This window comes from Enterobacter dykesii (genome assembly GCF_008364625.2).
GTDB lineage: Bacteria > Pseudomonadota > Gammaproteobacteria > Enterobacterales > Enterobacteriaceae > Enterobacter > Enterobacter dykesii.
The window spans coordinates 3,956,898-3,981,357 of sequence record NZ_CP126604.1 but is presented as its reverse complement, the minus strand read 5'-3'; the positions used below and the strand labels follow the sequence as shown (position 1 = coordinate 3,981,357).

Annotated in this window: 27 protein-coding genes; 10 read left to right on the top strand and 17 right to left on the bottom strand. The window is 57.9% G+C overall.

Going from position 1 to position 24,460, the window contains the following annotated elements:
* Positions 1 to 48 precede the first annotated feature (48 nt).
* The 4 genes from nlpI to mtr all read left to right on the top strand — a co-directional run bounded on the left by nlpI (position 49) and on the right by mtr (position 4,396).
* Positions 49 to 933, top strand: a complete 885-nt coding sequence (gene nlpI, locus F0320_RS18975) for a lipoprotein NlpI (RefSeq protein ID WP_023309331.1) — start codon at positions 49 to 51, stop codon at positions 931 to 933.
* A gap of 107 nt (positions 934 to 1,040) precedes the next feature.
* Positions 1,041 to 1,121, top strand: coding sequence for a protein YrbN (yrbN, locus tag F0320_RS18970; RefSeq protein WP_097397692.1), 81 nt, complete (start codon positions 1,041 to 1,043; stop codon positions 1,119 to 1,121).
* Positions 1,114 to 3,009 (top strand): DEAD/DEAH family ATP-dependent RNA helicase, encoded by a 1,896-nt coding sequence (locus F0320_RS18965; RefSeq protein WP_023309330.1) that lies wholly within the window; start codon positions 1,114 to 1,116, stop codon positions 3,007 to 3,009. The genes yrbN and F0320_RS18965 overlap by 8 nt, the downstream gene beginning before the upstream one ends.
* Positions 3,010 to 3,151: 142 nt before the next feature.
* A complete protein-coding gene (mtr, locus tag F0320_RS18960; protein ID WP_126329201.1) occupies positions 3,152 to 4,396 on the top strand; it encodes a tryptophan permease in 1,245 nt (414 codons plus the stop codon).
* 58 nt (positions 4,397 to 4,454) lie between these two features.
* Here mtr and F0320_RS18955 read toward each other — a convergent pair whose 3' ends face one another.
* The 3 genes from F0320_RS18955 to ubiU form a co-directional block, all read right to left on the bottom strand.
* Positions 4,455 to 5,456, bottom strand: a complete 1,002-nt coding sequence (locus F0320_RS18955) for a luciferase-like monooxygenase (protein WP_126329202.1) — start codon at positions 5,454 to 5,456, stop codon at positions 4,455 to 4,457.
* Between the two features lie 77 nt (positions 5,457 to 5,533).
* Complete coding sequence (locus tag F0320_RS18950; RefSeq protein ID WP_126329203.1) at positions 5,534 to 6,412, bottom strand: U32 family peptidase; 879 nt, start codon at positions 6,410 to 6,412, stop codon at positions 5,534 to 5,536.
* A gap of 7 nt (positions 6,413 to 6,419) precedes the next feature.
* Positions 6,420 to 7,415, bottom strand: coding sequence for a ubiquinone anaerobic biosynthesis protein UbiU (gene ubiU / locus F0320_RS18945; protein WP_126329204.1), 996 nt, complete (start codon positions 7,413 to 7,415; stop codon positions 6,420 to 6,422).
* Between the two features lie 211 nt (positions 7,416 to 7,626).
* Between ubiU and ubiT the strand changes: the two genes are divergently transcribed.
* Together ubiT and F0320_RS18935 are read left to right on the top strand one after the other, a co-directional pair.
* Positions 7,627 to 8,151, top strand: coding sequence for a ubiquinone anaerobic biosynthesis accessory factor UbiT (gene ubiT / locus F0320_RS18940; protein WP_029739636.1), 525 nt, complete (start codon positions 7,627 to 7,629; stop codon positions 8,149 to 8,151).
* On the top strand, positions 8,145 to 8,648 hold the full coding sequence (locus tag F0320_RS18935; RefSeq protein WP_126329205.1) for a GNAT family N-acetyltransferase: 504 nt from the start codon (positions 8,145 to 8,147) through the stop codon (positions 8,646 to 8,648). The genes ubiT and F0320_RS18935 overlap by 7 nt, the downstream gene beginning before the upstream one ends.
* On the opposite strand, the gene F0320_RS18930 is transcribed toward F0320_RS18935, so the two are convergent.
* Positions 8,635 to 8,964: a GIY-YIG nuclease family protein gene (locus F0320_RS18930; protein WP_023309323.1), complete on the bottom strand. Its 330-nt coding sequence runs from the start codon at positions 8,962 to 8,964 to the stop codon at positions 8,635 to 8,637. The genes F0320_RS18935 and F0320_RS18930 overlap by 14 nt on opposite strands.
* A gap of 14 nt (positions 8,965 to 8,978) precedes the next feature.
* Here F0320_RS18930 and F0320_RS18925 point away from each other — a divergent pair, with 14 nt between their 5' ends.
* Positions 8,979 to 9,413, top strand: a complete 435-nt coding sequence (locus tag F0320_RS18925; protein ID WP_047651704.1) for a YhbP family protein — start codon at positions 8,979 to 8,981, stop codon at positions 9,411 to 9,413.
* On the opposite strand, the gene F0320_RS18920 is transcribed toward F0320_RS18925, so the two are convergent.
* A complete protein-coding gene (locus F0320_RS18920) occupies positions 9,393 to 9,911 on the bottom strand; it encodes a type 1 glutamine amidotransferase domain-containing protein (RefSeq protein WP_048981198.1) in 519 nt (172 codons plus the stop codon). The two genes, F0320_RS18925 and F0320_RS18920, sit on opposite strands and share 21 nt — an antisense overlap.
* 128 nt (positions 9,912 to 10,039) lie before the next feature.
* Here F0320_RS18920 and F0320_RS18915 point away from each other — a divergent pair, with 128 nt between their 5' ends.
* Positions 10,040 to 10,684 (top strand): NAD(P)H-binding protein, encoded by a 645-nt coding sequence (locus tag F0320_RS18915; protein ID WP_126329206.1) that lies wholly within the window; start codon positions 10,040 to 10,042, stop codon positions 10,682 to 10,684.
* 40 nt (positions 10,685 to 10,724) lie between these two features.
* Positions 10,725 to 11,762 (top strand): permease, encoded by a 1,038-nt coding sequence (locus tag F0320_RS18910; RefSeq protein WP_047651701.1) that lies wholly within the window; start codon positions 10,725 to 10,727, stop codon positions 11,760 to 11,762.
* Between the two features lie 66 nt (positions 11,763 to 11,828).
* Here F0320_RS18910 and dolP read toward each other — a convergent pair whose 3' ends face one another.
* From dolP to F0320_RS18890, 4 genes are read right to left on the bottom strand one after another with little or no spacing between them, the layout of a single operon-like run.
* On the bottom strand, positions 11,829 to 12,404 hold the full coding sequence (dolP, locus tag F0320_RS18905; RefSeq protein ID WP_023616279.1) for a division/outer membrane stress-associated lipid-binding lipoprotein: 576 nt from the start codon (positions 12,402 to 12,404) through the stop codon (positions 11,829 to 11,831).
* Between the two features lie 9 nt (positions 12,405 to 12,413).
* The gene (diaA, locus tag F0320_RS18900; protein WP_003861754.1) at positions 12,414 to 13,004 is read right to left on the bottom strand and encodes a DnaA initiator-associating protein DiaA; all 591 of its coding nucleotides are present in this window, start codon (positions 13,002 to 13,004) and stop codon (positions 12,414 to 12,416) included.
* 21 nt (positions 13,005 to 13,025) lie between these two features.
* Entirely contained in the window at positions 13,026 to 13,421 is a 396-nt protein-coding gene (locus F0320_RS18895; protein WP_028014533.1) for a YraN family protein, read from the bottom strand.
* Positions 13,379 to 15,556: a penicillin-binding protein activator gene (locus tag F0320_RS18890; protein WP_126329207.1), complete on the bottom strand. Its 2,178-nt coding sequence runs from the start codon at positions 15,554 to 15,556 to the stop codon at positions 13,379 to 13,381. Before F0320_RS18890 ends, F0320_RS18895 begins: the two co-directional genes overlap by 43 nt.
* Before the next feature lie 61 nt (positions 15,557 to 15,617).
* Here F0320_RS18890 and rsmI point away from each other — a divergent pair, with 61 nt between their 5' ends.
* Complete coding sequence (gene rsmI / locus F0320_RS18885) at positions 15,618 to 16,481, top strand: 16S rRNA (cytidine(1402)-2'-O)-methyltransferase (protein WP_023309315.1); 864 nt, start codon at positions 15,618 to 15,620, stop codon at positions 16,479 to 16,481.
* A 67-nt stretch (positions 16,482 to 16,548) separates the two neighbouring features.
* Here the strand turns inward: rsmI and F0320_RS18880 are convergent, their stop codons facing one another.
* The 8 genes from F0320_RS18880 to agaV all read right to left on the bottom strand — a co-directional run bounded on the left by F0320_RS18880 (position 16,549) and on the right by agaV (position 24,450).
* The gene (locus tag F0320_RS18880) at positions 16,549 to 18,438 is read right to left on the bottom strand and encodes an enterotoxin (RefSeq protein WP_126329208.1); all 1,890 of its coding nucleotides are present in this window, start codon (positions 18,436 to 18,438) and stop codon (positions 16,549 to 16,551) included.
* A 19-nt stretch (positions 18,439 to 18,457) separates the two neighbouring features.
* A complete protein-coding gene (kbaY, locus tag F0320_RS18875; RefSeq protein WP_126329209.1) occupies positions 18,458 to 19,330 on the bottom strand; it encodes a tagatose-bisphosphate aldolase subunit KbaY in 873 nt (290 codons plus the stop codon).
* 12 nt (positions 19,331 to 19,342) lie between these two features.
* The gene (locus F0320_RS18870; RefSeq protein WP_126329210.1) at positions 19,343 to 20,491 is read right to left on the bottom strand and encodes an SIS domain-containing protein; all 1,149 of its coding nucleotides are present in this window, start codon (positions 20,489 to 20,491) and stop codon (positions 19,343 to 19,345) included.
* A 246-nt stretch (positions 20,492 to 20,737) separates the two neighbouring features.
* A complete protein-coding gene (gene nagA / locus F0320_RS18865) occupies positions 20,738 to 21,871 on the bottom strand; it encodes an N-acetylglucosamine-6-phosphate deacetylase (RefSeq protein ID WP_126329211.1) in 1,134 nt (377 codons plus the stop codon).
* Positions 21,868 to 22,302 (bottom strand): PTS galactosamine/N-acetylgalactosamine transporter subunit IIA, encoded by a 435-nt coding sequence (gene agaF / locus F0320_RS18860; protein WP_047651694.1) that lies wholly within the window; start codon positions 22,300 to 22,302, stop codon positions 21,868 to 21,870. Before agaF ends, nagA begins: the two co-directional genes overlap by 4 nt.
* Positions 22,303 to 22,318: 16 nt before the next feature.
* Positions 22,319 to 23,197 (bottom strand): PTS N-acetylgalactosamine transporter subunit IID, encoded by an 879-nt coding sequence (gene agaE / locus F0320_RS18855; protein ID WP_126329212.1) that lies wholly within the window; start codon positions 23,195 to 23,197, stop codon positions 22,319 to 22,321.
* Positions 23,187 to 23,966 carry a PTS N-acetylgalactosamine transporter subunit IIC gene (gene agaW / locus F0320_RS18850; protein ID WP_024906387.1) on the bottom strand — a complete coding sequence of 260 codons (780 nt, stop codon included), beginning with the start codon at positions 23,964 to 23,966 and terminating at the stop codon, positions 23,187 to 23,189. Before agaW ends, agaE begins: the two co-directional genes overlap by 11 nt.
* Before the next feature lie 10 nt (positions 23,967 to 23,976).
* A complete protein-coding gene (gene agaV, locus F0320_RS18845) occupies positions 23,977 to 24,450 on the bottom strand; it encodes a PTS N-acetylgalactosamine transporter subunit IIB (RefSeq protein WP_023309307.1) in 474 nt (157 codons plus the stop codon).
* Positions 24,451 to 24,460: the final 10 nt, after the last annotated feature.

Sequence of the window (24,460 nt, the reverse complement as noted above, 5' to 3'; positions counted from 1 at the left end):
CGCCGGGGGACAGGACGTTCATCCAATAGTTGTCTTCGGGAGTGGGAAATGAAGCCTTTTTTGCGCTGGTGTTTCGTTGCGACAGCTTTAACGCTGGCAGGATGCAGCAACTCTGCCTGGCGTAAGAGCGAAGTCCTCGCAGTGCCATTGCAACCGACTTTGCAGCAGGAAGTGATTCTGGCACGCATGGAACAAATACTTGCCAGTCGGGCTTTAACCGATGAAGAACGCGCACAGCTTTTATATGAGCGCGGAGTGTTGTATGATAGTCTCGGTCTGAGGGCATTGGCGCGAAATGATTTTTCACAAGCGCTGGCTATCCGACCTGATATGCCTGAAGTATTCAATTATTTAGGCATTTATTTAACGCAGGCAGGCAATTTTGATGCTGCTTATGAAGCGTTTGATTCTGTACTTGAGCTTGATCCAACTTACAACTACGCGCACTTGAATCGCGGTATCGCATTGTATTACGGCGGTCGTGATAAGTTAGCGCAAGATGATCTGCTGGCGTTTTATCAAGACGATCCTAATGATCCTTTCCGTAGCCTGTGGCTTTACATCGTTGAGCGGAAGCTCGATGAGAAGCAGGCAAAAGAGGCACTGAAACAGCGCTTCGATAAATCGGACAAGGAACAGTGGGGATGGAACATTGTCGAGTTCTACCTGGGCAACATTAGCGAAGCAACGCTGATGGAACGCCTCAAGGCGGACGCAACGGATAACACCTCGCTCGCTGAGCATCTCAGTGAAACCAACTTCTATTTAGGTAAGTACTACCTAAGTCTGGGGGATATGGACAGCGCTACGGCACTGTTCAAATTAGCGGTTGCTAACAACGTACACAACTTCGTTGAGCACCGTTATGCATTGTTGGAATTATCGCTCTTGGGCCAGGAGCATGACGACCTGGCAGAATCGGACCAGCAATAGCTGACGACATAAACATCAGCCCGTAATCTTTTGATTGCCATCACCTTAACTGGTGAGGGCGTTGTTGTTCGTCAATACACCTACTTTGAGCCGGTTCACACTTTTCAATGAAAATTGCTAATCATTTTCACGATGAGCTAAGTAGACTGGCCGCCATTAATATCGAGGCACTTGTACTACATGGCTGAATTCGAAACCACTTTTGCAGATCTGGGCCTGAAGGCTCCTATCCTTGAAGCCCTTAACGATCTGGGTTACGAAAAACCATCTCCGATCCAGGCTGAGTGTATCCCACACCTGCTTTCTGGTCGTGACGTGCTGGGCATGGCCCAGACTGGTAGCGGTAAAACTGCAGCATTCTCGCTGCCGCTGCTGAACAACATTGATCCTGACCTGCGTGCACCGCAGATCCTCGTCCTGGCTCCAACCCGTGAACTGGCTGTTCAGGTTGCAGAAGCCATGACGGAATTCTCTAAACATATGCGCGGCGTAAACGTGGTAGCCCTGTACGGCGGCCAGCGTTATGACGTGCAGTTACGTGCCCTGCGCCAGGGCCCACAGATTGTTGTCGGTACGCCGGGCCGTCTGCTGGATCACCTGAAGCGCGGTACTCTGGATCTCTCTAAACTGAGCGGCCTGGTACTGGATGAAGCAGATGAAATGCTGCGTATGGGCTTCATCGAAGACGTCGAAACCATCATGGCGCAGATCCCGGACGGTCATCAGACCGCGCTGTTCTCTGCCACCATGCCAGAAGCGATTCGTCGTATCACCAAGCGCTTCATGAAAGATCCTCAGGAAGTGCGTATTCAGTCCAGCGTAACCACTCGCCCGGACATCAGCCAGAGCTACTGGTCTGTGTACGGCATGCGCAAAAACGAAGCGCTGGTACGTTTCCTGGAAGCGGAAGATTTTGATGCGGCGATTATCTTCGTGCGTACCAAAAACGCGACCCTGGAAGTGGCTGAAGCCCTGGAGCGTAGCGGCTACAACAGCGCAGCGCTGAACGGCGACATGAACCAGGCTCTGCGTGAGCAGACTCTGGAGCGTCTGAAAGACGGTCGTCTGGATATCCTGATTGCCACCGACGTGGCAGCACGTGGTCTGGACGTTGAGCGTATCAGCCTGGTTGTTAACTACGACATCCCGATGGATTCCGAGTCTTACGTTCACCGTATCGGCCGTACCGGTCGTGCGGGTCGTGCTGGCCGTGCGCTGCTGTTCGTTGAGAACCGCGAGCGTCGTCTGCTGCGTAACATTGAACGCACCATGAAGCTGACCATTCCAGAAGCGGACCTGCCAAACGCAGAGCTGTTGGGCAAACGCCGTCTGGAAAAATTCGCCGCGAAAGTACAGCAGCAGCTGGAAAGCAGCGATCTGGACCAGTACCGCGCGCTGCTGTCGCAGATTCAGCCTGTTGCTGAAGGCGAAGAGCTGGACATGGAAACCCTGGCTGCAGCACTGCTGAAAATGGCTCAGGGCGAACGTAGCCTGATCGTGCCACCAGATGCGCCGATGCGTCCTAAGCGTGAATTCCGTGACCGTGACGATCGCTTCGAACGTCGTGGCGACCGTAATGACCGTGGCCCACGTGGTGACCGCCCAGAGCGTGGTGGTGAAGACCGTCCACGTCGCGAGCGTCGCGACGCGGGTGATATGGAACTGTACCGTATTGAAGTGGGTCGTGATGATGGCGTTGAGGTTCGTCACATCGTTGGCGCGATCGCTAACGAAGGCGACATCAGCAGCCGTTACATTGGTAACATCAAGCTGTTCGCATCCCACTCTACCATCGAGCTGCCAAAAGGCATGCCGGGCGAAGTGCTGCAGCACTTTACGCGTACTCGCATCCTGAACAAGCCGATGAACATGCAGCTGATGGGTGATGCACAGCCACGCCCTGACCGCGGTGGTGAACGTCGTGGCGGTGGTCGCAGCTTCGGTGGCGAACGTCGTGAAGGCGGCCGCAGCGAAGGTCGCGGTGGTGAAGGTCGTCGTTTCTCCGGCGAGCGTCGCGAAAACCGTGGTCCACGTCGTGAAGAAGGCACCAGCCGCCGTCGTTTCGGTGACGCGTAAGCCTTACGCTTCTGACGTAAAGTAAAGTATACAGCCCCGATACACGCTATCGGGGCTTTTTTTATTCCTTTTGTACTCTTGTACTGGTACAGTGCGTCACATTAAAATGCAGAACCGCATGATTGACTGGAGAAAAGGCTGTATGGCGACACTAACCACCACCCAAACGTCACCTTCGCTGCTTGGCGGCGTGGTGATCATCGGCGGAACCATTATTGGTGCCGGGATGTTTTCCCTGCCTGTGGTCATGTCCGGTGCGTGGTTCTTCTGGTCGCTGGCGGCGCTGGTCTTTACCTGGTTCTGCATGCTCCATTCCGGGCTGATGATCCTTGAAGCAAACCTGAACTACCGCATTGGCTCCAGCTTCGACACCATCACCAAAGATCTGCTGGGCAAAGGCTGGAACCTGGTGAACGGGCTGTCCATCGCGTTTGTGCTCTATATCCTGACCTACGCGTACATTTCAGCGAGCGGCTCGATTCTGCATCACACCTTCTCGGAGATGTCGCTGAACGTTCCGGCGCGTCTGGCAGGGCTATGTTTTGCGCTGGCTGTGGCGTTTATCGTCTGGATGAGTACCAAAGCGGTGAGCCGCATGACGGCGATCGTACTGGGCGCGAAGGTCATCACCTTCTTCCTTACCTTCGGCAGCCTGCTGGGGCACGTGACGCCCGCCACGCTGTTTAACGTCGCGGAAGTGAACACCTCCTACACGCCGTACCTGCTGATGACGCTGCCGTTCTGTCTGGCGTCGTTCGGCTACCACGGTAACGTGCCGAGCCTGATGAAGTACTACGGCAAAGATCCCCGCACCATTGTGAAGTGTCTGGTCTACGGCACGCTGCTGGCGCTGGGTCTGTATGTGATTTGGCTGCTGGGGACGATGGGCAACATCCCGCGTCCGGAATTTATCGGCATTGCCCAGAAGGGCGGTAACATCGACGTGCTGGTGCAGGCGCTGAGCGGCGTGCTGAACAGCCGCAGCCTGGATCTGCTGCTGGTGGTTTTCTCTAACTTTGCGGTAGCGAGCTCTTTCCTCGGCGTGACGCTGGGCCTGTTTGATTACCTGGCAGATCTGTTCGGCTTTGACGACTCGGCGATGGGGCGCTTTAAAACCGCGCTGCTGACCTTCCTGCCGCCGATTGTGGGCGGCCTGCTGTGGCCGAACGGCTTCCTGTACGCCATCGGCTATGCAGGGCTGGCGGCAACTATCTGGGCGGCAATTGTGCCGGCGCTGCTGGCGCGCAAATCACGTAAACGTTTCGGTAGCCCGAAATTCCGCGTCTGGGGCGGCAAGCCGATGATTGCGCTGATCCTGGTGTTTGGCGTGGGTAACGCGGTGGTACACATATTGTCGAGCTTTAACCTGTTACCCATGTATCAGTAAACGTCTCTTTTCACCCTCTCCCCTGGGGAGAGGGCTGTGGTGAGGGCAACAAAACGCACTACATTTCTTCTTTAACCTGCATCGCCAGCTCAAACGAATGCAAACGCGCCTGGTGATCGAAAATCTGGCCGTTAACCATAATCTCATCCGCCTGCGTTTCGCGCAGCACCGCCTCCAGCCCGTGGCGCACTTTCGATTTATCGCCTACCAGCGACATGCTCAGGGCCTGCTGCACGCCATACTGCTCTGAGGCTGACCACAGCTGATGCATATTCTCCACCGGCGGCGGAAGCTGGCCCGTCTCACCGCGACGCAGCTTCACAAACGCCTGCTGCATGGAGGTGAACAGGAATTCCGCGTCGCGATTGCTGTCAGCGGCAATGATGTTGATACACACCATCGCGTAAGGTTTCTCCAGACGCTCGGACGGTTTGAAGTTCGTGCGGTAGAGATGCAGCGCCTGATGCAGCATATCCGGTGCGAAGTGCGAGGCAAACGCAAACGGCAGCCCCAGCTGCGCGGCGAGCTGTGCGCTGTAGAGGCTTGATCCCAACAGCCACACCGGGATCTTCTCGCCGTAGCCCGGGACCGGGCGCACGTGCGGGTTCGGATCGCGCGCGTCGAACCAGTCCACCAGCTCGGCCACGTCGCGCGGGAAGTTGTCGATATCGCCGCTCATATGGCGACGCAGGGCACGCATCGTTGGCTGGTCGCTGCCCGGCGCACGACCAAGGCCCAAATCAATACGCCCCGGATAGAGGGTATTCAGGGTGCCAAACTGCTCGGCAATCACCAGCGGGGCGTGGTTTGGCAGCATCACGCCACCGGAGCCCAGATGCAGGGTGGTGGTATTTGCTGCCAGATAGCCAATCAGTACAGAGGTGGCGGCGCTGGCAATGCCCACCATGTTGTGATGTTCGGCCAGCCAGTAGCGGTGATAGCCACGCTTTTCGGCCAGCTGAGCGAGATCGAGAGAGTGCGAAAAGGCTTCTCTTGCCGAGGAGCCTTGTGGGATCGGCGCCAGATCCAGCACCGAAAACGGAATGGTTTTGTCAGTCATAACAGCTCACTTTGTCGACGGTCAATCTTTAATACTGCATTAAATAATGATAACCGTTGTTAACAAAGTGAGCTTTTTTACGCCTGCAGCTCCAGCCCGGCGAGCCGTCTCCAGTAGCCGTTGCAGTCGCTGTTTGCCGTCAGCGGCAGCGGCGCGGCGCCGTTTTCATTGGCGCGGAAGGCGTCCAGCATCGCGAACACGCCAGTATCCAGCGGCGACAGACGAACCATATCCACCAGCCCGTCCATCGACGTCAGCTCGTTGCCGAGGTTATAGACATAGCCGCTCATGGTCTGAATACCGTTAAGGACAAACACCTGCTGATTCTCCTGCGACAGCATGCTGCGTCCGTTCGGGTACTTGATGCAGCAGGTTTCGCATTCGTCTTTCGGGCGGTCTTCCGAGCGCGCGGTGAAGCAGCGGGCGGAGTAGGCCAGCGGCAGATGCCCGTAGCTCAGCACTTCCACTTCAAACTGATTGCGAATGCTCAGCTCGTCGCACTGGTTAAGCAGGTTAGCCAGCCAGTCACGGGAGAGCTCTACCGGCATGCACCAGCGCGTCATCCCCTGTTTGAGCAGCAGGCGCAGGGTCACGGCGTTGTAGCAGTTCAGGGCATGACCCGCAACAAACGGCAGCCTGCGTTCAGCGCACATGTTCACCACGCCCAGATCGCTCGCTTCCAGCAGGAACTCGCCGTTTTCGACGTAGCGCTTCAGCTCGCCCAGTTCGGACGACGCCTGCACCAGCGCGAGCGTGGAGAGCACCACCTGCTTGCCGCTTCCGGCCAGGCCTTTCGCCATATCCAGCCAGTCGCCCACTTTGGTGGCGCGGCGCTTGCTGCACACCGCTTCGCCGAGGTAAATCACGTCGGCGCTGCTGGCAGCGGCCTGTTGGTAAAAATCTTCCAGCGTCTCTTTTGGCCAGTAGTAGAGCACCGGTCCTAATGAATATTTCATGATTTTCTCACTGCCATTTACGGTGATACGCGCCCAGCGTGGTTTGCGTGCCTTCGGACATCGAACCGAGCGTTTCCATCCAGGCCTGCTGTGGCGCGTAGTTCTGCGGGTCCGCCATGCAGCGGTCGATGGCCTGACGCCACACTTTCGCAACCTGGCTCACATAGGCCGGGCTGCGCTGACGTCCTTCGATTTTCACCGAGGCAATATTGGCCGCCAGCAGTTCCGGCAGCAGCTCCAGCGTGTTGAGGCTGGTCGGCTCCTCCAGCGCGTGATAGCGCTCGCCGTCGACCAGATAGCGGCCTTTACACAGGGTTGGATAACCGGCGTTTTCACCGTCCTGATAGCGGTCGATCAGCACCTCATTCAGGCGGGATTCCAGCCCCTGAGGGGTCTGCTGCCAGCGAACAAAGCGGGCAGGAGAGCAGGCCCCGACGGTATTCGGTGATTCACCGGTTAAATAAGAGGAAAGATAGCAACGCCCTTCAGCCATGATGCACAGGCTGCCAAAGGCAAAAACTTCCAGCGGCACTGGCGTGACGCGCGCGAGTTGCTTAACCTGATGAATAGAGAGCACGCGCGGCAGCACCACGCGGGCCACGTCAAAGTGTTGATGATAAAAACGCACCGCCTCTTCATTGGTGGCAGATGCCTGAACAGAGACGTGGCGCTCAATATGGGGATAGCGTTCTGCCGCATACTCAAGCATGGCGAGGTCGGCCAGGATCAGCGCATCGGCACCCAGCTGTGCCGCCATATCCACCGCGCGCTGCCAGCGGGTGTAGCCGTCAGGATGAGCAAAGGTATTGATGGCGATATGCAGCTTGCGGCGGTGCTGGTGAACGAAGTTAACGGCTTCCTGAAGCTTTTTCTCCGTAAAGTTGAGGCCAGCAAAATGGCGGGCGTTGGTGTCATCTTTCAGCCCGATATAGACCGCATCGGCCCCATTTTCGATGGCCGCCTTAAGCGCCGGAAGATTTCCGGCAGGGCAGAGCAGCTCCATAATTTATCCTGATGTAGTCGATCGCAAAATTGTTAACGAGCTGGGATTTTAATTAACCCATACGCGACAATTTTTGATTTAAGGCAGCTAATGGCGTATTGATGACACCAATAATGAGGTACGGCGGACGAAGGTTTGTTGATTTACGCCGCTATGTTGCGCGTCGGATATGGCAAAATAGCCGGACTATAGATATCAGGGAGTAAAGCTCGTGCTGGATAAACTGCGTTCACGTCTCGTACAATTTGGTCCATCAATGCTGAGCGTGCCGGTCAAGCTGGCGCCGTTCGCGCTTAAACGTCAGGTGCTGGAGCAGGTCCTGAGCTGGCAGTTCCGCCAGGCGCTGCAGGACGGCGAGCTGGAATTCCTGGAAGGCCGCTGGTTAAGCATTGAGGTGCGTGACATCGGGCTGCGCTGGTTTACCTCCGTTGAGAATGACCAGCTGATCGTACGCGAGTCCGCCGACGCGGATGTGAGCTTTAGCGCCAACGCCAGCGATCTGCTGATGATCGCCGCGCGCAAGCAGGATCCGGATACGCTCTTCTTCCAGCGCCGTCTGGTGATTGAAGGCGACACGGAGCTGGGCCTGTACGTTAAGAATTTAATGGATGCCATTGAGCTGGAGCAGATGCCGAAAGCGCTGCGCGTGATGTTAATGCAAATGGCAGATTTCGTTGAGGCCGGGCTGAAAACCCCGCCGGACGGTAAACACACTTCAGTAGGTGAGCCATGCTGATTCGAGTCGAAATTGGGATTGATGCGCCGGGGATCGATGCGTTGTTACGCCGCGCCTTTGCGAGCGATGCCGAAGCCCAACTGGTCCACGACCTTCGCGAGGATGGCCTGATTACGCTGGGGCTGGTTGCCACCGATGACGAAGGTCAGGTGGTCGGCTATGTGGCCTTCAGTCCGGTCATCGTTCAGGGCGAAGATCTTCAGTGGGTGGGAATGGCACCGCTGGCGGTAGATGAAAACTATCGCGGGCAAGGGCTGGCACGTCAGCTGGTCTATGAAGGGCTGGATTCGCTCAATGAGTTTGGCTATGCCGCCGTTGTCACGCTGGGCGATCCAGCGTTCTATGGACGTTTAGGCTTTGAGCAGGCCGCGCATTACGATCTGCGTTGCCGCTGGCCGGGTACGGAATCTGCTTTCCAGGTCCATCGCCTGGCGGACGACGCGCTCAACGGCGTCAATGGTCTGGTGGAGTACCACGACCATTTCAATCGCTTTTAATCAGGCTCTCGCGTAGCGCCTCAAATGAGCCGTCTCCGGTCACGAGGCGCTCCTTCTGGCGCTTCGTCAGCTGCTTGATGCGGTATTCCAGCCTGAGCGCCAGCGATCGGTCGCCGACGGCCGCTGAGAAGGCGAGCTGTAGTTCCCCTTTCCCCCGCAGCGCTTTTGCCCCTTTCCCCGTTTGGTGTTGTAAAAAACGCCGCGCCACATCGGTGGTGATCCCGGTGTAGAGGGCGTTATCAGCGGTTCGGACAAGATAGAGAAACCAGCACACGGTAAACGGATTCAGTATGTTAAGGTGAACGCACCATAGCATGAGAGAGAACGAAAATGGAAACACTGGCCGCCATTAACCGCTGGCTGGCGAAGCAGCATGTTGTCACCTGGTGCGTCTATGACGAGGGTGAGATGTGGTGCGCAAACGCGTTTTACTACTACGATCCTGAGCGCGTGGCGTTTTATGTCATGAGTGAAGACAACACGCGTCATGCGCAGATGACCGGCCAGCAGGCAAAGGTGGCAGGTACGGTAAACGGCCAGCCGAAAACGGTCGCGCTAATCCGCGGCGTGCAGTTTAAAGGTGAAATCCGTCGTCTGGATGGTGAAGAGAGCGACGCGCGCCGTAAGCTCTACACGCGCCGCTTTCCCGTTGCCGCTGCGCTAAAAGCCCCGGTCTGGGAAATTCGCCTCGATGAGCTGAAATTTACCGACAACACCCTGGGCTTTGGCAAAAAGCTGCACTGGTTACGCGCCGAGCAGGCGTAGCGCTTCGCGGTTAAACGCCGGGAGATCGTCCGGCGTTCGGCTGGTGATCAGCTGGTCTTTGTCGTTGACCACCTCCTGATCGTAAAACTCGGCCCCCGCATTTTTCAGATCGATAACGATCGGTTTCACGGCGGTAAGCTTACGCCCGCGGACCACTTCTGCGCTGATGAGCAGCTGCGGGCCGTGGCAGATGGCAAACACCGGTTTGCCGGTAGAGACAAAGTCCCGGGTGAAGGTCACGAAGCGCTCGTCCCCGCGCAGGGAATCCGGGGAATGGCCGCCGGGTAACAGCAGGGCGTCGAAATCTGAGGGGCTAACGTTATCAATGCTCTCATCGATGGTCACGGTCGCCTCGCCCTTATGGCCTGTCACCGTTTTACCCGCCTCTTTCTCAATGGTGATGACCTCATGTCCCGCCTTGCGGAACGCCTCTGCTGGAGAGGTGAATTCTGAATCTTCAAACTCGTCGGTAATCAAGACTGCGATTTTCTTGCCCATGCTTCCTCCGTTGTTTTGGCTTCAGACTGATTTTTCTCCGCTTGTGGTAAATACTTACCTGTAACAGACTTCTAAGTGTGGTCGACGACGCTGAGTTCGCAAACGGACAATTCTGTAAAGGGGAAAAGATGAGTCAGGTATTGATTACAGGTGCTACCGGCTTAGTGGGCGATCATCTGCTGCGGCTGCTGATTCAGGATCGCCGCGTGAACTATATCGCCGCCCCGACCCGTCGACCGCTGGCGGACATTTCCGGCGTCTTTAATCCGCACGATCCTCAGCTGACGGACGCGCTGGCGCAGGTGCAGGACCCGATTGATATCGCCTTTTGCTGTCTGGGCACCACGCGGCGGGAGGCGGGGAGCAAGGAGGCATTTATCCACGCCGACTACACGCTGGTGGTGGACACCGCGCTCACGGCGAAAAAGCTGGGGGCCAAACATTTTCTGGTGGTCAGCGCGCTGGGCGCCAGTGCCGGATCGCCGTTCTTCTACAACAAGGTGAAGGGCAAGATGGAGGAGGCACTGATTGCGCAGAAATGGGAGCAGCTGACGATTGTGCGCCCTTCGATGCTGATCGGCCACCGGGACGAACGCCGCTTTAACGAGTCGATCCTGGCCCCGCTGTTTCGGGTCCTTCCCGGCAACTGGAAAGCCATCGAGGCGCGGGACGTCGCGCGCGCGATGTTAAAAGAGGGACTGGCCCCGTCGAAAGCGGGCGTAAACATTATCCCTTCGGCAAAACTGCGTGAAATCGCGCAGGGCGAGGCGTAAACTCCCCCGGCTAATAACCTAATATTCTCCGGGGAATGCTATGACTGGTCAGTCTTCATCTCAGGCGGCAACACCTGTTCAATGGTGGAAGCCCGCACTCTTCTTTCTTGTGGTCATTGTTGGCCTCTGGTACGTGAAATGGCAGCCGTACTATGGCAAAGCCTTCACCGCCGCCGAAACGCACAGCATCGGTAAATCTATTCTTGCTCAGGCTGAATCCAGCCCGCTGCAGGCGGCGTGGGATTACGCCATGGTCTACTTCCTTGCCGTCTGGAAAGCTGCCGTCTTAGGTGTGATCCTTGGGTCACTAATTCAGGTGCTTATCCCCCGTAACTGGCTGGTGAAAACCCTCGGGCAGCCGCGCTTTCAGGGCACGCTGCTGGGGACGATTTTCTCCCTGCCGGGCATGATGTGTTCCTGCTGCGCCGCGCCCGTGGCAGCAGGGATGCGCCGCCAGCGCGTGTCGATGGGCGGCGCGCTGGCGTTCTGGATGGGCAACCCGCTGCTCAACCCGGCAACGCTGGTGTTTATGGGCTTTGTGCTGGGCTGGCATTTCGCGTTCATCCGTCTGGTCGCCGGGCTGCTGACCGTGCTGGTGGTGGCGACGCTGGTGCAAAAACTGGTGAAGGATACTGCCGCAGAACCCGCAGCCGTTGAGCTGGACGTCAGCGAGCCGCAGGGTGGCTTCTTTGCGCGCTGGGGCAGGGCGCTCTGGCAGCTTTTCTGGAGCACCATCCCAGTCTATATTCTGGCGGTACTGGTTCTGGGGGCGGCGCGCGTCTGGCTCTTCCCGCATGCGGATGGCGCTATCGACAACACGCTGATGTGGGTCATTGCGATGGCCGTTGCAGGCTGTCTGTTTGTGATCCCAACGGCGGCGGAGATCCCGATTGTTCAGACCATGATGCTGGCCGGTATGGGCACCGCGCCGGCGCTGGCGCTGCTGATTACGCTGCCGGCGATCAGCCTGCCGTCGCTTATCATGCTGCGTAAGTCGTTCCCGGCGAAAGCGCTGTGGCTGACCGCAGGGCTGGTGGCGCTGAGCGGGGTGATGGTGGGCAGTATTGCGTTGATGTAAAAAAAGCCCGGTGGCGCTAGCGCTTACCGGGCCTACAAAAAAATCCCCTCAAGCGAGGGGATTTTTTTATTTGATGTAAGTAAACGCGGTGGTGACGTGCTTCACGCCGCTCACCCGGCTGGCGATATCGGCCGCCGCTTTCCCTTCACGTTCGGTCACCAGACCCAGCAGGAACACTTCGCCGTTTTCAGTCGTCACTTTCACGTTGGATGATTTCACCTGGTCCGAGCCCAGCAGCTGGGAACGCACTTTGGTGGTGATCCAGGTATCAGAAGAGGCGTCACCCAGGCCAATTGGCTTGCCCTGGCGCACTTCGTTAAACACCTCTGTGGTCCCTTCGACGCCCATCGCAATCTGTTTCGCACGCGAGGCGAGCTCCATATTCGGCGCTTGGCCTGCCAGCAGCACTTTGCCCTGATAAGCCGTCACGTTGATACGCGCTTCTTTCTTGATTTGTTCGTCTTTCGACAGTGCACTGTTGACGCGCAGCTCCAGCGTACCGTCATCCACCTGCGTCCCCACAGAGCGCGGATCGGTCGCTGCTTTGGTACCCACTGCAGCGGTGCCCACAACGGCCGCAGCGATACATCCCTGAAGCAGTAATGCAGACATAAGGACTGCGAGGGTCGATAAAGCCTTCATAAGAACTCCTTAATCATCCTGGTGAGGGAAAAGCGTGTTATCGATCAAATCACATAAGCAGTTCACCGTGAGCATATGCATCTCCTGAATACGCGCGCTCCGGTGAGAAGGAATGCGGATTTCCACATCCTGCGGCCCGAGCAGACCCGCCAGCTCACCACCGTCATAGCCGGTTAAGGCCACGATAGTCATATCGCGGGTGACGGCGGCTTCAACCGCTTTGACAATGTCCCGGCTGTTGCCGCGCGTGGAGATGGCCAGCAGCACATCTCCGGCATGCCCCAGGGCTCGCACCTGCTTTGCGTAGATTTCGTCATGCAGACGATCGTTAGCAATCGCCGTTAAGACCACATTATCGGTATTAAGTGCAATGGCGGGTAAACTCGGGCGTTCTGTTTCAAAGCGATTGATCATGCTGGCAGCAAAATGCTGTGCGTTGGCGGCTGACGTGCCGTTGCCACAACAGAGGATTTTGTTGCCGTTAAGCAGGGATTGCACCAGCGTCATTGCGGCACGCGAGATAGCATCCGGAAGGGCTTCCGCCGCGGCAATCTGAGTCTGGATGCTTTCTGTGAAGCACACTTTAATTCTTTCGAGCACGTTATCCCTTTTAAATCTTAATTATGCGTCTTCGCCAAAAGCGTTTTTGAGCCATTCGATCTCATTTCCGGTGAAGGCTATCACATCGAACCGACAATCCACAGTATCAAAGCTCCCATTATGGCGGGCAAGCCACAAGTGGGCAGTCTGTAATAATTTATGTTGTTTGGCGAGCGTCACGCTGGCGGCAGCACCGCCAAAACGGGAGGACTGTCGAAAGCGGACTTCTACAAATACGATCACCTGACCGTCTTTCATGATCAGATCAATTTCGCCGCCGCGCCCGCGGACGTTAGCGGCGATAAAGCGCAGTCCTTTGCCTTCAAGCCAGCGACGCGCCTTTAACTCCCACGCATCGCCGGTCTCTTTACGGCTTAACTGGCCGGGACGATTTGCCCCTGCTGGTATTTGAGCCATGATAACTTTCTGTTGATCACGCAGTCCTGAGTCGCGGTCAGATCGCCGGTGTTGCCGTTAAGCTCAAAGCCCGGCACCTGCCGCATCTGGGTAAAGTGGTTCGCCAGCGCCCATGCATCGACACCCATCGCATACAGACGCGCCAGCGAATAATCGTTACGTACGGTACTCAGCGCCTGCTGCATCAGCGCCGGGTTGCTGCCTGCCAGCATCGGGATTTCGCTGTACTGCAGACCGTCCATTTCCAGGCGGAAATCCGGGCCAGCGGTGCCCTGCGCGCTGCGTGAGCTGGCGTAGAGCGTTGCGCCGCTCTGGCTGCCGTTACGCATCGCGATCATCGGTTTGATAAAGGCGATCTCCTGCGGCGTGGCAACGATATAGGCCGCATCCACTTTGCCGCCACCGCTAATCTGCGCGTCGGTTGGTGGGGCAGGGATCGTCAGGCCGCCAATCGTCACGCTCTGCTGCTGTGGCAGGCTGGCGGTGACAGGGCTGCCGTTAAGCGCGATACCCGCTCCGCCGTTTACGCCCGCGCGCAGTTCAGAGACGGAACCGAATTTCTGCTGCAGCACCACGCCACCGCCCAGCTTTTGCCACTCATCGGCAAAGGCATTGGCCACGCGATCGCCCAGCGCGCTGCGTGGGATGAGCAGCAGCGGAGCCTGTTTACCCTGCTCGTGAATATGACGCGCCCCATCGCGGGCTTCGTCTTCAGGGGAAAGCGCGAAGTAGCAAATATTGGCCCGGTTCTGAACCTGCTCGGGCTGGTTGAGCGCCAACACGTTCAGCGTGGTATTGCTCTTCATCAGCTCTTCAACGTTGTTTTTCAGCAGCGGACCGACAACGATGCTCGCCCCGTCCTGCTGAACCTGAGCCAGAACCTGGTCCAGCGGCTGCGAGCTGGTGTCGTAGATTTTCAACTCAGCGCCCGGGTTGGCGCTGGTGGTTGCCACGGCCTGCGGCTGCGCGGCAGGTTGGGCCGCGGGTTGTGCAGTCTGCTGTTGAGCCTGTTCTGCCGTTGCGTCAGGCGCTGGCGCCGCTTGCGTCTCGGCCGGAGCCTGAGTTGCAGGTGCTGTAGTAGCCGGAGCTGCTGCAGCCGGTGCCGCTGTAGCCGGAGGCGTCGTCGGGGCCGTCACCGGGTTTTGCATCGTACCCTGCGCCGGCGCTTGCGCCGTGGTCAGATCGCTGGTCTCCGCTGCGGACGGGCTGACAACATCATTCACGTTAGCCGCCTGAGCCGCCTGCGCGGGAACCGCGCTGCCGGTTACCGAGGTGGTACCATTTTTCGCGGCTTCAAAGCCCTGCTGAATGGTACGGCCAAACACCGCCGCCTGGCCGTTGAGCGGCAGAAGCAGGGCGATTTTGCTGGTGGACGCTGGCTTAAAGTTCTGCACGTTCACCAGCTGGGTTGGCAGCATTTTCGCACCCGGGTTTTGCGGGTAGCGCGTCTGCCAGTCCGTAATACCGGCTTTCAGCATCTTTGGATCGCTGCGGTTGTTAAACCACATCTGCTGCAGATCCAGCCAGCCCTGCAGGACGTTTTCATCGGCGTTGATGACCAGCGCCTGCGCCTGTTCCTGGGTCATAGAGGCAAGCGCTTGCCAGGTGGCATCGATATTTTTCTGCTTATCGGCACCGCCGAGCAGCGGCTCTTGCGCGACGAGGGCGCGGAGCAGCGTCAGGGAAGGGCGCCCCTGTTCCGCGGTAATGCCCGCCTGCCAGAAGCGAGCCTGCTGATTTTTATCCAGCGCGCTCACGTCAATGTCACCGAGGATCTTCTTCGCGGCGGCGTAATCTTTCAGCGCGACCTTCAGCTCGGCAGAGAGCAGGCTCTGCTCACGACGCTGGGCGTCGTTAAGATCTTTTGGCAACTGGTTAAACAGTTCTGCTGCCTGCTGGGTTTTACCCTCTTTCAGCAGTGCACGAATGGCGAGTAATTGCCAGTTGGTCTTGGTATCATTTGAACTCTGCGACATTTGTTGCAGATAAAAGCCAGAATCAGCCTGAGCAGACCCCTGGAGATGGGCGGTGCTCTGGTCAGGTGCCTGGGTGCCACAGCCTGCAAAGATCAGGGCTGCCAGCAGAAGCGGCACGCTGCGCGTGGCTTTTTTTCGAAGAAACGTTAACGGTACCATACTGTATCCAGTGATTTTTTTACGCAATGCTCAATATTAAATCGGCAATACGGACGAAACAATGAAACAACACGAAACGGCAGATAATTCTCAAGGCCAGCTTTATATTGTACCTACTCCTATCGGGAATTTGTCTGATATTACCCAACGTGCGCTCACCGTACTGCAAGCTGTTGATTTAATAGCTGCTGAAGATACCCGCCACACTGGCTTGTTGCTGCAACATTTCGCGATTAACGCCCGTTTGTTTGCTCTGCACGATCACAATGAGCAACAAAAAGCCGAAACGCTGGTGGCGAAGCTGAAAGAGGGGCAGAACATTGCCCTGGTCTCCGACGCCGGTACGCCGCTGATAAACGATCCCGGCTATCACCTGGTGCGTACCTGTCGCGAAGCTGGTATTCGCGTTGTGCCGCTGCCGGGACCGTGCGCTGCCATTGCTGCGCTGAGCGCCGCTGGTCTGCCGTCTGACCGTTTCTGCTATGAAGGCTTCCTGCCTGCCAAATCCAAAGGCCGTCGCGACGTGTTAAAAGATCTGGAAGCGGAACCGCGCACCCTGATTTTCTACGAATCCACGCACCGCCTGCTGGAGAGCCTGGAAGATATGGTGACCGTGTGGGGAGAAGCCCGTTACGTGGTGCTGGCGCGCGAGCTGACCAAAACCTGGGAAACCATTCACGGTGCCCCAGTGGGTGAACTGCTGGCGTGGGTGAAGGAAGACGAAAACCGCCGCAAGGGTGAAATGGTGCTGATTGTCGAAGGGCATAAGGCGCAGGAAGACGCGCTCCCTGCCGACGCGCTGCGCACGCTGGCGCTGCTGCAGGCGGAACTCCCGCTGAAGAAGGCCGCTGCGCTGGCGGCGGAAATTCACGGCGTGAAGAAAAATGCGCTGTATAAGCATGCGCTGGAGCAGCAGGGGGAGTAAGCCCCTGCCGCCTGTTTTGCCGGGTGGCGGCTGCGCCTAACCCGGCCTGCAGATCGTTATGCGTCTTTTAGCTAACTGGCTCCGCCTCAAACACCAGCGTTTCCAGCGGCTGCAGCGTAATCACCACCGCGTTTTTATACTCCTCCGGTACGGCTGAATTACTGCCGTACACCGCTTTCAGACTAAACTGCGCCGCGTTTCCTGTCGGTATTTCGAAATCTTTCGTCAAATCAAGGTAGTAGCTTTGCGGCTGATCCGACGGGTTACGCAAGCCGAGAATCGCTTTGTCCTTGCTCCATGATGCCCAGCCGTAAACCTGCAGCGCGGTCGGATCGCCACCAATCCAGTGCGTATCCACCAGCACGTTGGCGTTATCCCGGGACCATTTCGCGGCCCGCGCCAGGGTATCCCACTTCGCCTTATTCAGCATTGAAGGGGTGATATACAGCTCCTGCAGCTGGGTTCCGGTAGCGAAGTAGCTCCAGACCTGGTCGGCAAAGTCGCTGTCCGTTTGCACCTTCTCCAGCCCGTAATAGGCGTTTTCCGCGCTGACGATCCCGTGATACATCAACGAGTTCAGCGGGAACAGCGGCCCTTTGCGAACAATGGAGCGGTACGTTTCCGCATCGCGGTAGGTCAGCCACTGCTGCACCGGCGTGCCGGGGCCGTACAGGTTGATGTCATCGCCCTGGCGCCAGATGGAATCAGCGTAGAACAGCCAGGACGGGCTGGCGTTGGTACCGGTCGTCAGGTTAATAAACAGATTCGGGTTGGCGCTGCGCATGTTGTGCAGCAGAGCGATAGAGGCGTCAAAATCCGAGGCGAATGGGCTGCCCTTAATATGCGAATTGGCATTACCCATCCCGTCGAGCTTGAACGAGGTAATGTGCTCGTTTTTAATTAGCTTAACGATCTGCTCATTGAAGTTTTTAAAATAGTTTGGCCCTGACAGCGCCAGCTTCCCGTCTACCGTTTCGAAACCGTACTCTTTTGCATGCGAGACGCGAGTATCGCGCGGTTTGTTATAGCCACCCCACGGCGAGAGCCATAGCCCAACCGAGCTGTGCAGGCTGTCGGCTTTTTCCCGAACTTTGCCAAAACCGTTGCTGAATGCCGGGCCAAACAGCCAGCGTCCGGTCAGATCATCCCAGCCATCGTCAAGCAGGAACGCATCCAGCGCCACGCCGCGCCCGGTGATAAATTCCTTATTCCATTCATCCATCCGCCCCAGCACGTCCTGCTCGGAGTACGGGGTAAAGAAGCCGATATCCATCCAGCTGTTGTAGTGTAAATAAGGCTTATACGGACGCGGGCGGACGGCATCGATGAACTGGTTTACGCTGCGGCGCAGCTGGCTGGTCTCCGGGAAGGTGCCGAACCAGGTGGTAAAGCTGACCGGCGACTCTGGCTGAATCGGCGTTTTCAGTTCTACGTTGAGGTTGGTGGTCGCTTCATAGGCGTAAGTGTTTACGATGGGTTTATCCGGCAGAATAAAGAACGAGTCTGCGACGATAGGCGAGCTGTTAATCGCCCCGTCTACGTAAGGTGCCTGAGCCTGCTTTTTGGTCGGGAAGAAGGTAATTTTCGCCACGTCTCGCGGCTGGCCGACTGCGGCAACGGTATAGTCGATGCTGGCGTATTTCCCCTTCACCAGGTTCAGCTTCACCGTTACGTTAAAGTCCGGATGGGTGAAGTCGATGACCATCGCGCTGTCCTGCTTTTCGACATGCTTGATTTTAAAATCAGCGGTATGGATTTTCGTCTCGTCCGGCAGCGTCAGGAAGAACAGCTCCTGCGGCGTGAGCGGATGGTTAGCCCTGGTGTCCTTAACCACTACCGTTGAGTTTGCATCATCAAATGACAGGGCAATATTGTCGTTACCGAGCGCGTAGTTCGCGGCCACCGCGCTATGGGAAATGCACAGGGCCAGCAGTGAGAGTGCGAGGATTTTTTTCATCAGCGTAAGCTCCTTTTAATCAGGCTTCTGCCGGAAGCAGCAATCGGTTTGCCGATCCGCAAACGGCGATCTTGCTTCTGACCACCTCTTTCATGCCGTCCATGCCGACCCGCATATAGAAGCGCGGATCGTTGCCCTGCGGGTTTTCGGCAAACCAGGCCTTGACCGCGTCAGAGAAGGCAATTTTCAGCTCGGTGGCCACGTTGACTTTGCACACGCCCAGCTCGATGGTGCGGCGCACAAACTCATCCGGCACATCGCTCGCGCCGTGCAGCACCAGCGGTACGGTGACCACTTCACGGATCTCGGCCAGCCGCTGGAAGTCGATTTTTGGGCGCTTGGTATACAGGCCGTGCGCGGTGCCGATGGCGACGGCAAGACTGTCTACGCCGGTCAGTTCGACGAAGCGTTTCGCCTCTTGCGGATCGGTGAGAAATGCGCTTTCCGCGTCCACGCTCATGTCATCTTCCACGCCGCCCAGACGGCCCAGCTCGGCCTCGACGCTGCAGTCGTTGAGGTGGCAGAAATCGACCACCGACTTCACCAGCTTCACGTTTTGGTCAAACGGATAGTGGCTGCCGTCGATCATCGCGCTGCGCACGCCTGCATTGACCTTGCGGCGAATATCGTCCAGCGATTCGTGGTGATCGAGGTGCAGCGCCAGCGGCATGTCGTAGGTGTGGGAGTAGGCGCTGCACAGGGCGTAGATCTCTTCCAGCGCAATATGCTTAAAGGTGCCCGGCGTGCCCGCGAGGATCACCGGCGATCGCATTTCGCTGCACGCTTCGAGGATCGCCTGGATCGTCTCCGCGTTGTGGATGTTGAACGCCGGAACGGCGTAGCCTTTAGCCTGCGCGTCCTGCAGAAGATATTTCGTCGAGATAATACTCATAATCAGATCCTCTTAAGCCTGCCACGGATGAATAACAACGCCCTGCACCACGCGGTTGACCGTCCCGCTGGCGGATGGCGTATCGGGCGTAATGCCTGTGCTAAGCGACTGGGTGAGCGCAAAGACCTGGGCATACATCAGGAAGCAGAACGCCTGTTCCATATCGATAAACGGACGTGAAGGCGGCAGGAGAATATGCGGACCCGCTTCAATGACCGGATCGTTTTCAGCGGCGATGGCGACGACGCGCAGGGCCTGGCGATCGCGGCGCAGCTCGGCCAGCAGATCCAGATCGTACTGACGCGTATACGGATGGCTGGAGATGAACACCACCACCAGCGTTTCGTTGTCGACCAGCGACTTCGGCCCGTGACGGAAGCCCGTCGGGGAGTCGTAAAATGCCGCCAGCTTGCCCGCCGTCAGCTCCAGCACCTTTAGCGCCGATTCGCGCGCCGCGCCCTGCAGGCCGCCGCTTCCCAGATACACGATCCGTTTCCACGGTTCGCTGCCAAAGACGCCGTGGCTGAAATCGCCGAGCGTAGTGAGGATCGCCTGACAGCGTTCGGCGACGTTGCGGAAGGTATGGCTGTTGATCGTTTCCGGAGCGAACACGGCCAGACAGCTCGCCATCATGGTGGTGATGCTGCTGGTCATCGCGAACCCACGATCGTGCGTTTCGGCAGGCATCAGCAGCGCAAAGGCGTTATCGCTGTCGACGGCGTTCTGGTACAGGCTCCCCGCCTCGTTGCAGGTGATCGACAGATGGTAGCACTCCGGCACGAACTGGTTTGCCAGCTCAACGGCCGCGACGCTTTCCGGACTATTGCCGGAGCGGGCAAACGAAACCAGCAGCAGCGGGTGCGCAGGGCTGAAGTAGTCCATCGGGTTCGTGACCAGATCGGTTGTCGGGACGGAGGTGAAGTTTTTCCCGGTGTGGCTCGCAAGCCATGGCGCAATGATATCGCCGATAAAGGCGGACGTGCCCGCGCCGGTCAGGACGATTCGCAGATCGTGCTTGCGCAGCAGCGGCGTCAGGAAATCGTCGATCGAAGCACGCAGGTTATCGATATTGTTGAGCGAGCGGATCCAGCTGGCAGGCTGCTGGCGGATCTCTTCCTCGGTCCAGGTGCCGGTTGTGGCGGCGGGAGTGGTTTGTGGCATAACTCAGTCCTTAGTCGTGTGAATTCCACATCAGATGCTGGCAATCGTGTCGCTATCTTTCGTTTCGTTTCACTTGTTCACTTAAGCAGTTAAATAAAATCTATAGAAAAGAAATCGAAACTTCAATGAAAGAAAAGAAATAAAACGAAAAGTGTGATCGTGAAAGGAAAGGGAAAATTTAAGGAAAGGAAAAGAAAGGCCTTACGATCGGGTGCCGTAAGGGCAACAGGAGACACAATGAAAGGGCTAAAGGGGAAGAGCCTGGCCCTGAATCCAGATCCGCTGGAGGTGTAAACCCCCGTCCAGCGCAATGATATTGGCGCGTTTGCCCGGGGCTAAGGAGCCAAGCTGATCGTCAACGCCCAGCAGCCGGGCAGGGTGCAGCGAGGCCATATGGATCGCCTCTTCGGCGGTTACGCCCGCATACTCCACCATATTCCTGACCGCGGCATCCAGCGACAGCGTGCTGCCCGCCAGCCCGCCGGAGCCGGTTCGAACCACGCCGTTTTGCATCGTGACCTCTTCACCGCACAGGGTATACCGACCGTCCGGCATACCTGCCGCCTGCATGGCATCGGTAATCAGCACCACGCGATCCTGCGCGCAGCAGCAGCATAAGCGCATCGCCCCCGGATGGACGTGGTGGCCGTCGGCAATTAGCTCCAGCCACGCCCGTTTGTCCGTAAGCCCTGCGCCGACCATGCCTGGCTCTCTGTGGTGCAGCCCCGTCATGCCGTTGTAGCAGTGCACCAGCCCGTCGGCACCCGCGTCAAGCGCGGCGAGAGTTTGCTCGTACGTGGCCGCGCTGTGGCCCAACATCACGCGTATGCCGCGCTGTTTAAGATGATGAATCGCCTGTAGCGCGCCGGGTTTTTCTGGCGCGAGCGCCACAACCCGTAGCGTGGTCTGTGAAACGTCAATCAGCCTGTTCAGCTCGGCGATATCCAGCTCCCGGAACAGCTCGGGCGGATGCGCCCCTTTGTTCTGCGGCGTAAAGTACGGTCCCTCCAGATAGCTGCCCAGAATCTGCGCGCCGGGGCCGCCGGACTGAGTGCGCCGGGCGATACGCATCAGCGCGGCGTGGATAATCTCCAGCGGCGCGGTAACGGTGGTGGGCAAAAATGCGCCCACCCCTTCGCGCGCTTTATGCACTGCCAGAGTGTCCAGCGCGTCAGGCACATCATCCATGACGTCCACGCCCGCGCCGCCGTGGACGTGCGTATCGATATACGCCGGGCAAAGCAGTTCCGCATCGCGCGTCGTCACGCCCGCCGGGATGGGTTCAATCGCCGCAACCGCGCCGCTTTCAATGCGTAGCTGGTGGTCGTCCAGCCAGCCCTGCTCGGTAAGGATCCGTCGCGCGCGCAGCAGCTGGCTCATATCCCTTCCTCAGCCGGAGCTTCCTCGCGACAGCGCCCCAGCTCGTCCACCAGGCTCGTCAGGCCGCGGTGCCCGCACTCCAGCGCCTGCAGGCGAAACGCCTCGCTGCTTAATCCGTCGCGCTCCAGCACCATCTCCAGCAGCAGCTGCAGGTTGGTGCCGGTAATCACTTCGCTACCCGGCCTTTGCATCGCGAGCGTTGACGCCACGCGAAACGGCGTGCCGCCTAGCAGGTCGGTGAGAAACACAATATCGTGCTGCGCATCAAGTTCGCTCACCGCCTGCTCAAGCTGAACGGTCAGCCGCGCGGTGGTGGAGGTTTCCGGAAAATCGATGGCGATAAACTGCGGCTGCTCGCCGAGGATCTGCTTCATCGCCTGCTCAAGCCCGCTGGCAAAACCGCCGTGACCCGTCAAAATAATGCCTAACATCGCAACCTCTTTGCTTTTACAGGAAGTGACAGAATTTACCGACAACGCCCAGCAGCACGGTGATACCGATCAGCCGCAGCGGGCTCCAGCCGCGGCGCACCAGCCAGAACATGGTCAGGGTGTAGACCAGCGGCAGGAACGCGGGCATCAGCTTGTCGATGACGTCGGCCTGCAGTTTGACGACCGCATCACCCGCCTTGATTTCGAGCGTGGTATTGAGGCGGACGTAGGTTGCCACCAGCGCGCCGATCACCGTCATCCCGACGATAGACGCCGCGTGGCCGACCTTTTTGGTGTTGGCTTTAATCAGCGGAATGGCCGCGACGCCCATCCGGTAAGCGTAGTGCGCCAGGCCAAAGCGCAGGCCGAGGTGCACCACGTTAAACAGTACGATAAAGACCACCGCGCCCAGAATCGACCCTTGCAGCGCCAGGCTGGCGCCAATACCGCCGCAGATGGGCAGCAGGGTTAGCCAGAACATGGCGTCGCCAATACCGCCGAGCGGCGCGCCGACGGCAATTTTGGTGCTCTGGATGCTGTTCACATCCTGCTTGGATCGCTCCATCGCCAGAATGATGCCGATAACAAAGGTCACCAGGAACGGATGGGTGTTAAAGAAGCCCATATGCCCTTTCATCGCCCGCGCCAGGTCCCGCTTGTTGGTGTGGATCTTTTTCAGCGCGGGCAGCAGCCCGTACAGCCAGCCGGAGGCCTGCATACGCTCGTAGTTAAACGAGGCCTGCAGCAGCATGGAACGCCAGGCCACGCGGTTAATATCCTTTTTCGTCAGCTCGGCACCGATGTTCTGGTCTTCGTAGACGTTTTCATTCACGCCGGTCAGCAGCGTCTCTTCGCTTTCAGACACGTCCGGCAGGGTGGTGTGGTTAGATGCCATCTTCGAATTCCTCTTTCTGGGCCGCGGGAGCCGTCGGTTCAGGTGATTTACGCATCAGGTCGATCAGCGCCATGGCCAGCGCGGCCGCCGCAATCGCCAGCACCGGAAGCTTGAGCCAGGCGGCGGCGACAAAACCGATAATGAAGTAAGGGATATAGACGTTTTTCATCATGATCTTCAGCAGCACGGCAAAGCCGATGGCGGGCATGATGCCGCCCGCGACGCCGAGGCCGTCAATCAACCGCGCCGGCAACACATCAATGGCGGTTTTCGCATGTTCCGCGCCGAAGTAGATCGGCAGGAACGCGCACAGAAAATAGAAGATGCCGAGCGCCAGCAGCGCAAGATAGTTCACCCGTTCAATACCGTGAGTATCTGCATTGGCCGCCATGCGATCGCAGCGTGACATCACGCCGGACATCACCGAGAAGAGGAACGTAATCCCCATCTGCACCGCAACGGCAAACGGCACGGCGACGCCAACCGCGACTTCTGGCTTCACGCCGGTGCTGATGGCAAATGCGGTCCCCACGATGGTGCCGATAATAACGTTCGGCGGCTGGGCACCGGCGAGCGGGGCCAGCCCCATCCAGACCAGCTCTAACGTGCCGCCGGTTAAAATACCGGTATGCAGGTCGCCCAGAATCAGGCCGACCAGCGGCCCGAGTACCACCGGGCGGTGCATGTGCGTTAACCCGTTAAACATATCCAGACCGGCGATAAAGGCGAGTATGCCCAACCCAAGCGCCTGCAACAGACTGATTTCCATTGTGAATCCCTCAGAGCAGTTTAAAGAGATCCAAAGCAGTTTCTGTTGGAACGCCCTGAACGAAGCATTCCACACCGGCCGCTTTCAGGCCGTTGAACGCATCAATATCGTTCGCGTCGACAGAGACCGTTTTGGCAATTTGTTGTTTGCCACTGGCGTAGTGCATGTTTCCGACGTTGATACGAGTGATGGGCACGCCGCCCTCGACCAGCTTCAGAAAATCGGCGGGTGATTTGCAGACCAGCAGGATTTTCTGGCGGTCAGCGGCGCGGTGAATGTTGTCGATGACCTTTTGCAGCGACCAGAAGCGCACGGCGATCCCTTCCGCGAGCACCATTTCCATCAGGTTCTGTTGAACCGGATCCTCAGCGACCTCATCGTTAGCGACCAGCACCAGGTTTGCTCCCGCAAACCCCACCCACTGCACGCCCACCTGACCGTGGATCAGGCGTTCATCGATGCGGCATAAGACAATGTTTGGCATAGCGTTTTCC

Excerpts from the sequence above, each read along its gene's own strand:
- agaW (WP_024906387.1), bottom strand. The coding sequence starts at position 23,966 with ATGGAAATCAGTCTGTTGCAGGCGCTTGGGTTGGGCATACTCGCCTTT.
- yrbN (WP_097397692.1), top strand. The coding sequence starts at position 1,041 with ATGAAAATTGCTAATCATTTTCACGATGAGCTAAGTAGACTGGCCGCC.
- F0320_RS18890 (WP_126329207.1), bottom strand. The coding sequence starts at position 15,556 with ATGGTACCGTTAACGTTTCTTCGAAAAAAAGCCACGCGCAGCGTGCCG.
- agaF (WP_047651694.1), bottom strand. The coding sequence starts at position 22,302 with ATGTTAGGCATTATTTTGACGGGTCACGGCGGTTTTGCCAGCGGGCTT.
- ubiU (WP_126329204.1), bottom strand. The coding sequence starts at position 7,415 with ATGGAGCTGCTCTGCCCTGCCGGAAATCTTCCGGCGCTTAAGGCGGCC.
- F0320_RS18880 (WP_126329208.1), bottom strand. The coding sequence starts at position 18,438 with ATGAAAAAAATCCTCGCACTCTCACTGCTGGCCCTGTGCATTTCCCAT.
- rsmI (WP_023309315.1), top strand. The coding sequence starts at position 15,618 with ATGAAACAACACGAAACGGCAGATAATTCTCAAGGCCAGCTTTATATT.
- F0320_RS18955 (WP_126329202.1), bottom strand. The coding sequence starts at position 5,456 with ATGACTGACAAAACCATTCCGTTTTCGGTGCTGGATCTGGCGCCGATC.
- F0320_RS18930 (WP_023309323.1), bottom strand. The coding sequence starts at position 8,964 with ATGCTATGGTGCGTTCACCTTAACATACTGAATCCGTTTACCGTGTGC.
- F0320_RS18915 (WP_126329206.1), top strand. The coding sequence starts at position 10,040 with ATGAGTCAGGTATTGATTACAGGTGCTACCGGCTTAGTGGGCGATCAT.
- mtr (WP_126329201.1), top strand. The coding sequence starts at position 3,152 with ATGGCGACACTAACCACCACCCAAACGTCACCTTCGCTGCTTGGCGGC.
- F0320_RS18895 (WP_028014533.1), bottom strand. The coding sequence starts at position 13,421 with ATGGCTCAAATACCAGCAGGGGCAAATCGTCCCGGCCAGTTAAGCCGT.
- agaV (WP_023309307.1), bottom strand. The coding sequence starts at position 24,450 with ATGCCAAACATTGTCTTATGCCGCATCGATGAACGCCTGATCCACGGT.
- F0320_RS18925 (WP_047651704.1), top strand. The coding sequence starts at position 8,979 with ATGGAAACACTGGCCGCCATTAACCGCTGGCTGGCGAAGCAGCATGTT.
- F0320_RS18920 (WP_048981198.1), bottom strand. The coding sequence starts at position 9,911 with ATGGGCAAGAAAATCGCAGTCTTGATTACCGACGAGTTTGAAGATTCA.
- nagA (WP_126329211.1), bottom strand. The coding sequence starts at position 21,871 with ATGAGCCAGCTGCTGCGCGCGCGACGGATCCTTACCGAGCAGGGCTGG.
- F0320_RS18910 (WP_047651701.1), top strand. The coding sequence starts at position 10,725 with ATGACTGGTCAGTCTTCATCTCAGGCGGCAACACCTGTTCAATGGTGG.
- dolP (WP_023616279.1), bottom strand. The coding sequence starts at position 12,404 with ATGAAGGCTTTATCGACCCTCGCAGTCCTTATGTCTGCATTACTGCTT.
- F0320_RS18965 (WP_023309330.1), top strand. The coding sequence starts at position 1,114 with ATGGCTGAATTCGAAACCACTTTTGCAGATCTGGGCCTGAAGGCTCCT.
- nlpI (WP_023309331.1), top strand. The coding sequence starts at position 49 with ATGAAGCCTTTTTTGCGCTGGTGTTTCGTTGCGACAGCTTTAACGCTG.
- F0320_RS18950 (WP_126329203.1), bottom strand. The coding sequence starts at position 6,412 with ATGAAATATTCATTAGGACCGGTGCTCTACTACTGGCCAAAAGAGACG.
- F0320_RS18870 (WP_126329210.1), bottom strand. The coding sequence starts at position 20,491 with ATGCCACAAACCACTCCCGCCGCCACAACCGGCACCTGGACCGAGGAA.
- agaE (WP_126329212.1), bottom strand. The coding sequence starts at position 23,197 with ATGGCATCTAACCACACCACCCTGCCGGACGTGTCTGAAAGCGAAGAG.
- F0320_RS18935 (WP_126329205.1), top strand. The coding sequence starts at position 8,145 with ATGCTGATTCGAGTCGAAATTGGGATTGATGCGCCGGGGATCGATGCG.
- kbaY (WP_126329209.1), bottom strand. The coding sequence starts at position 19,330 with ATGAGTATTATCTCGACGAAATATCTTCTGCAGGACGCGCAGGCTAAA.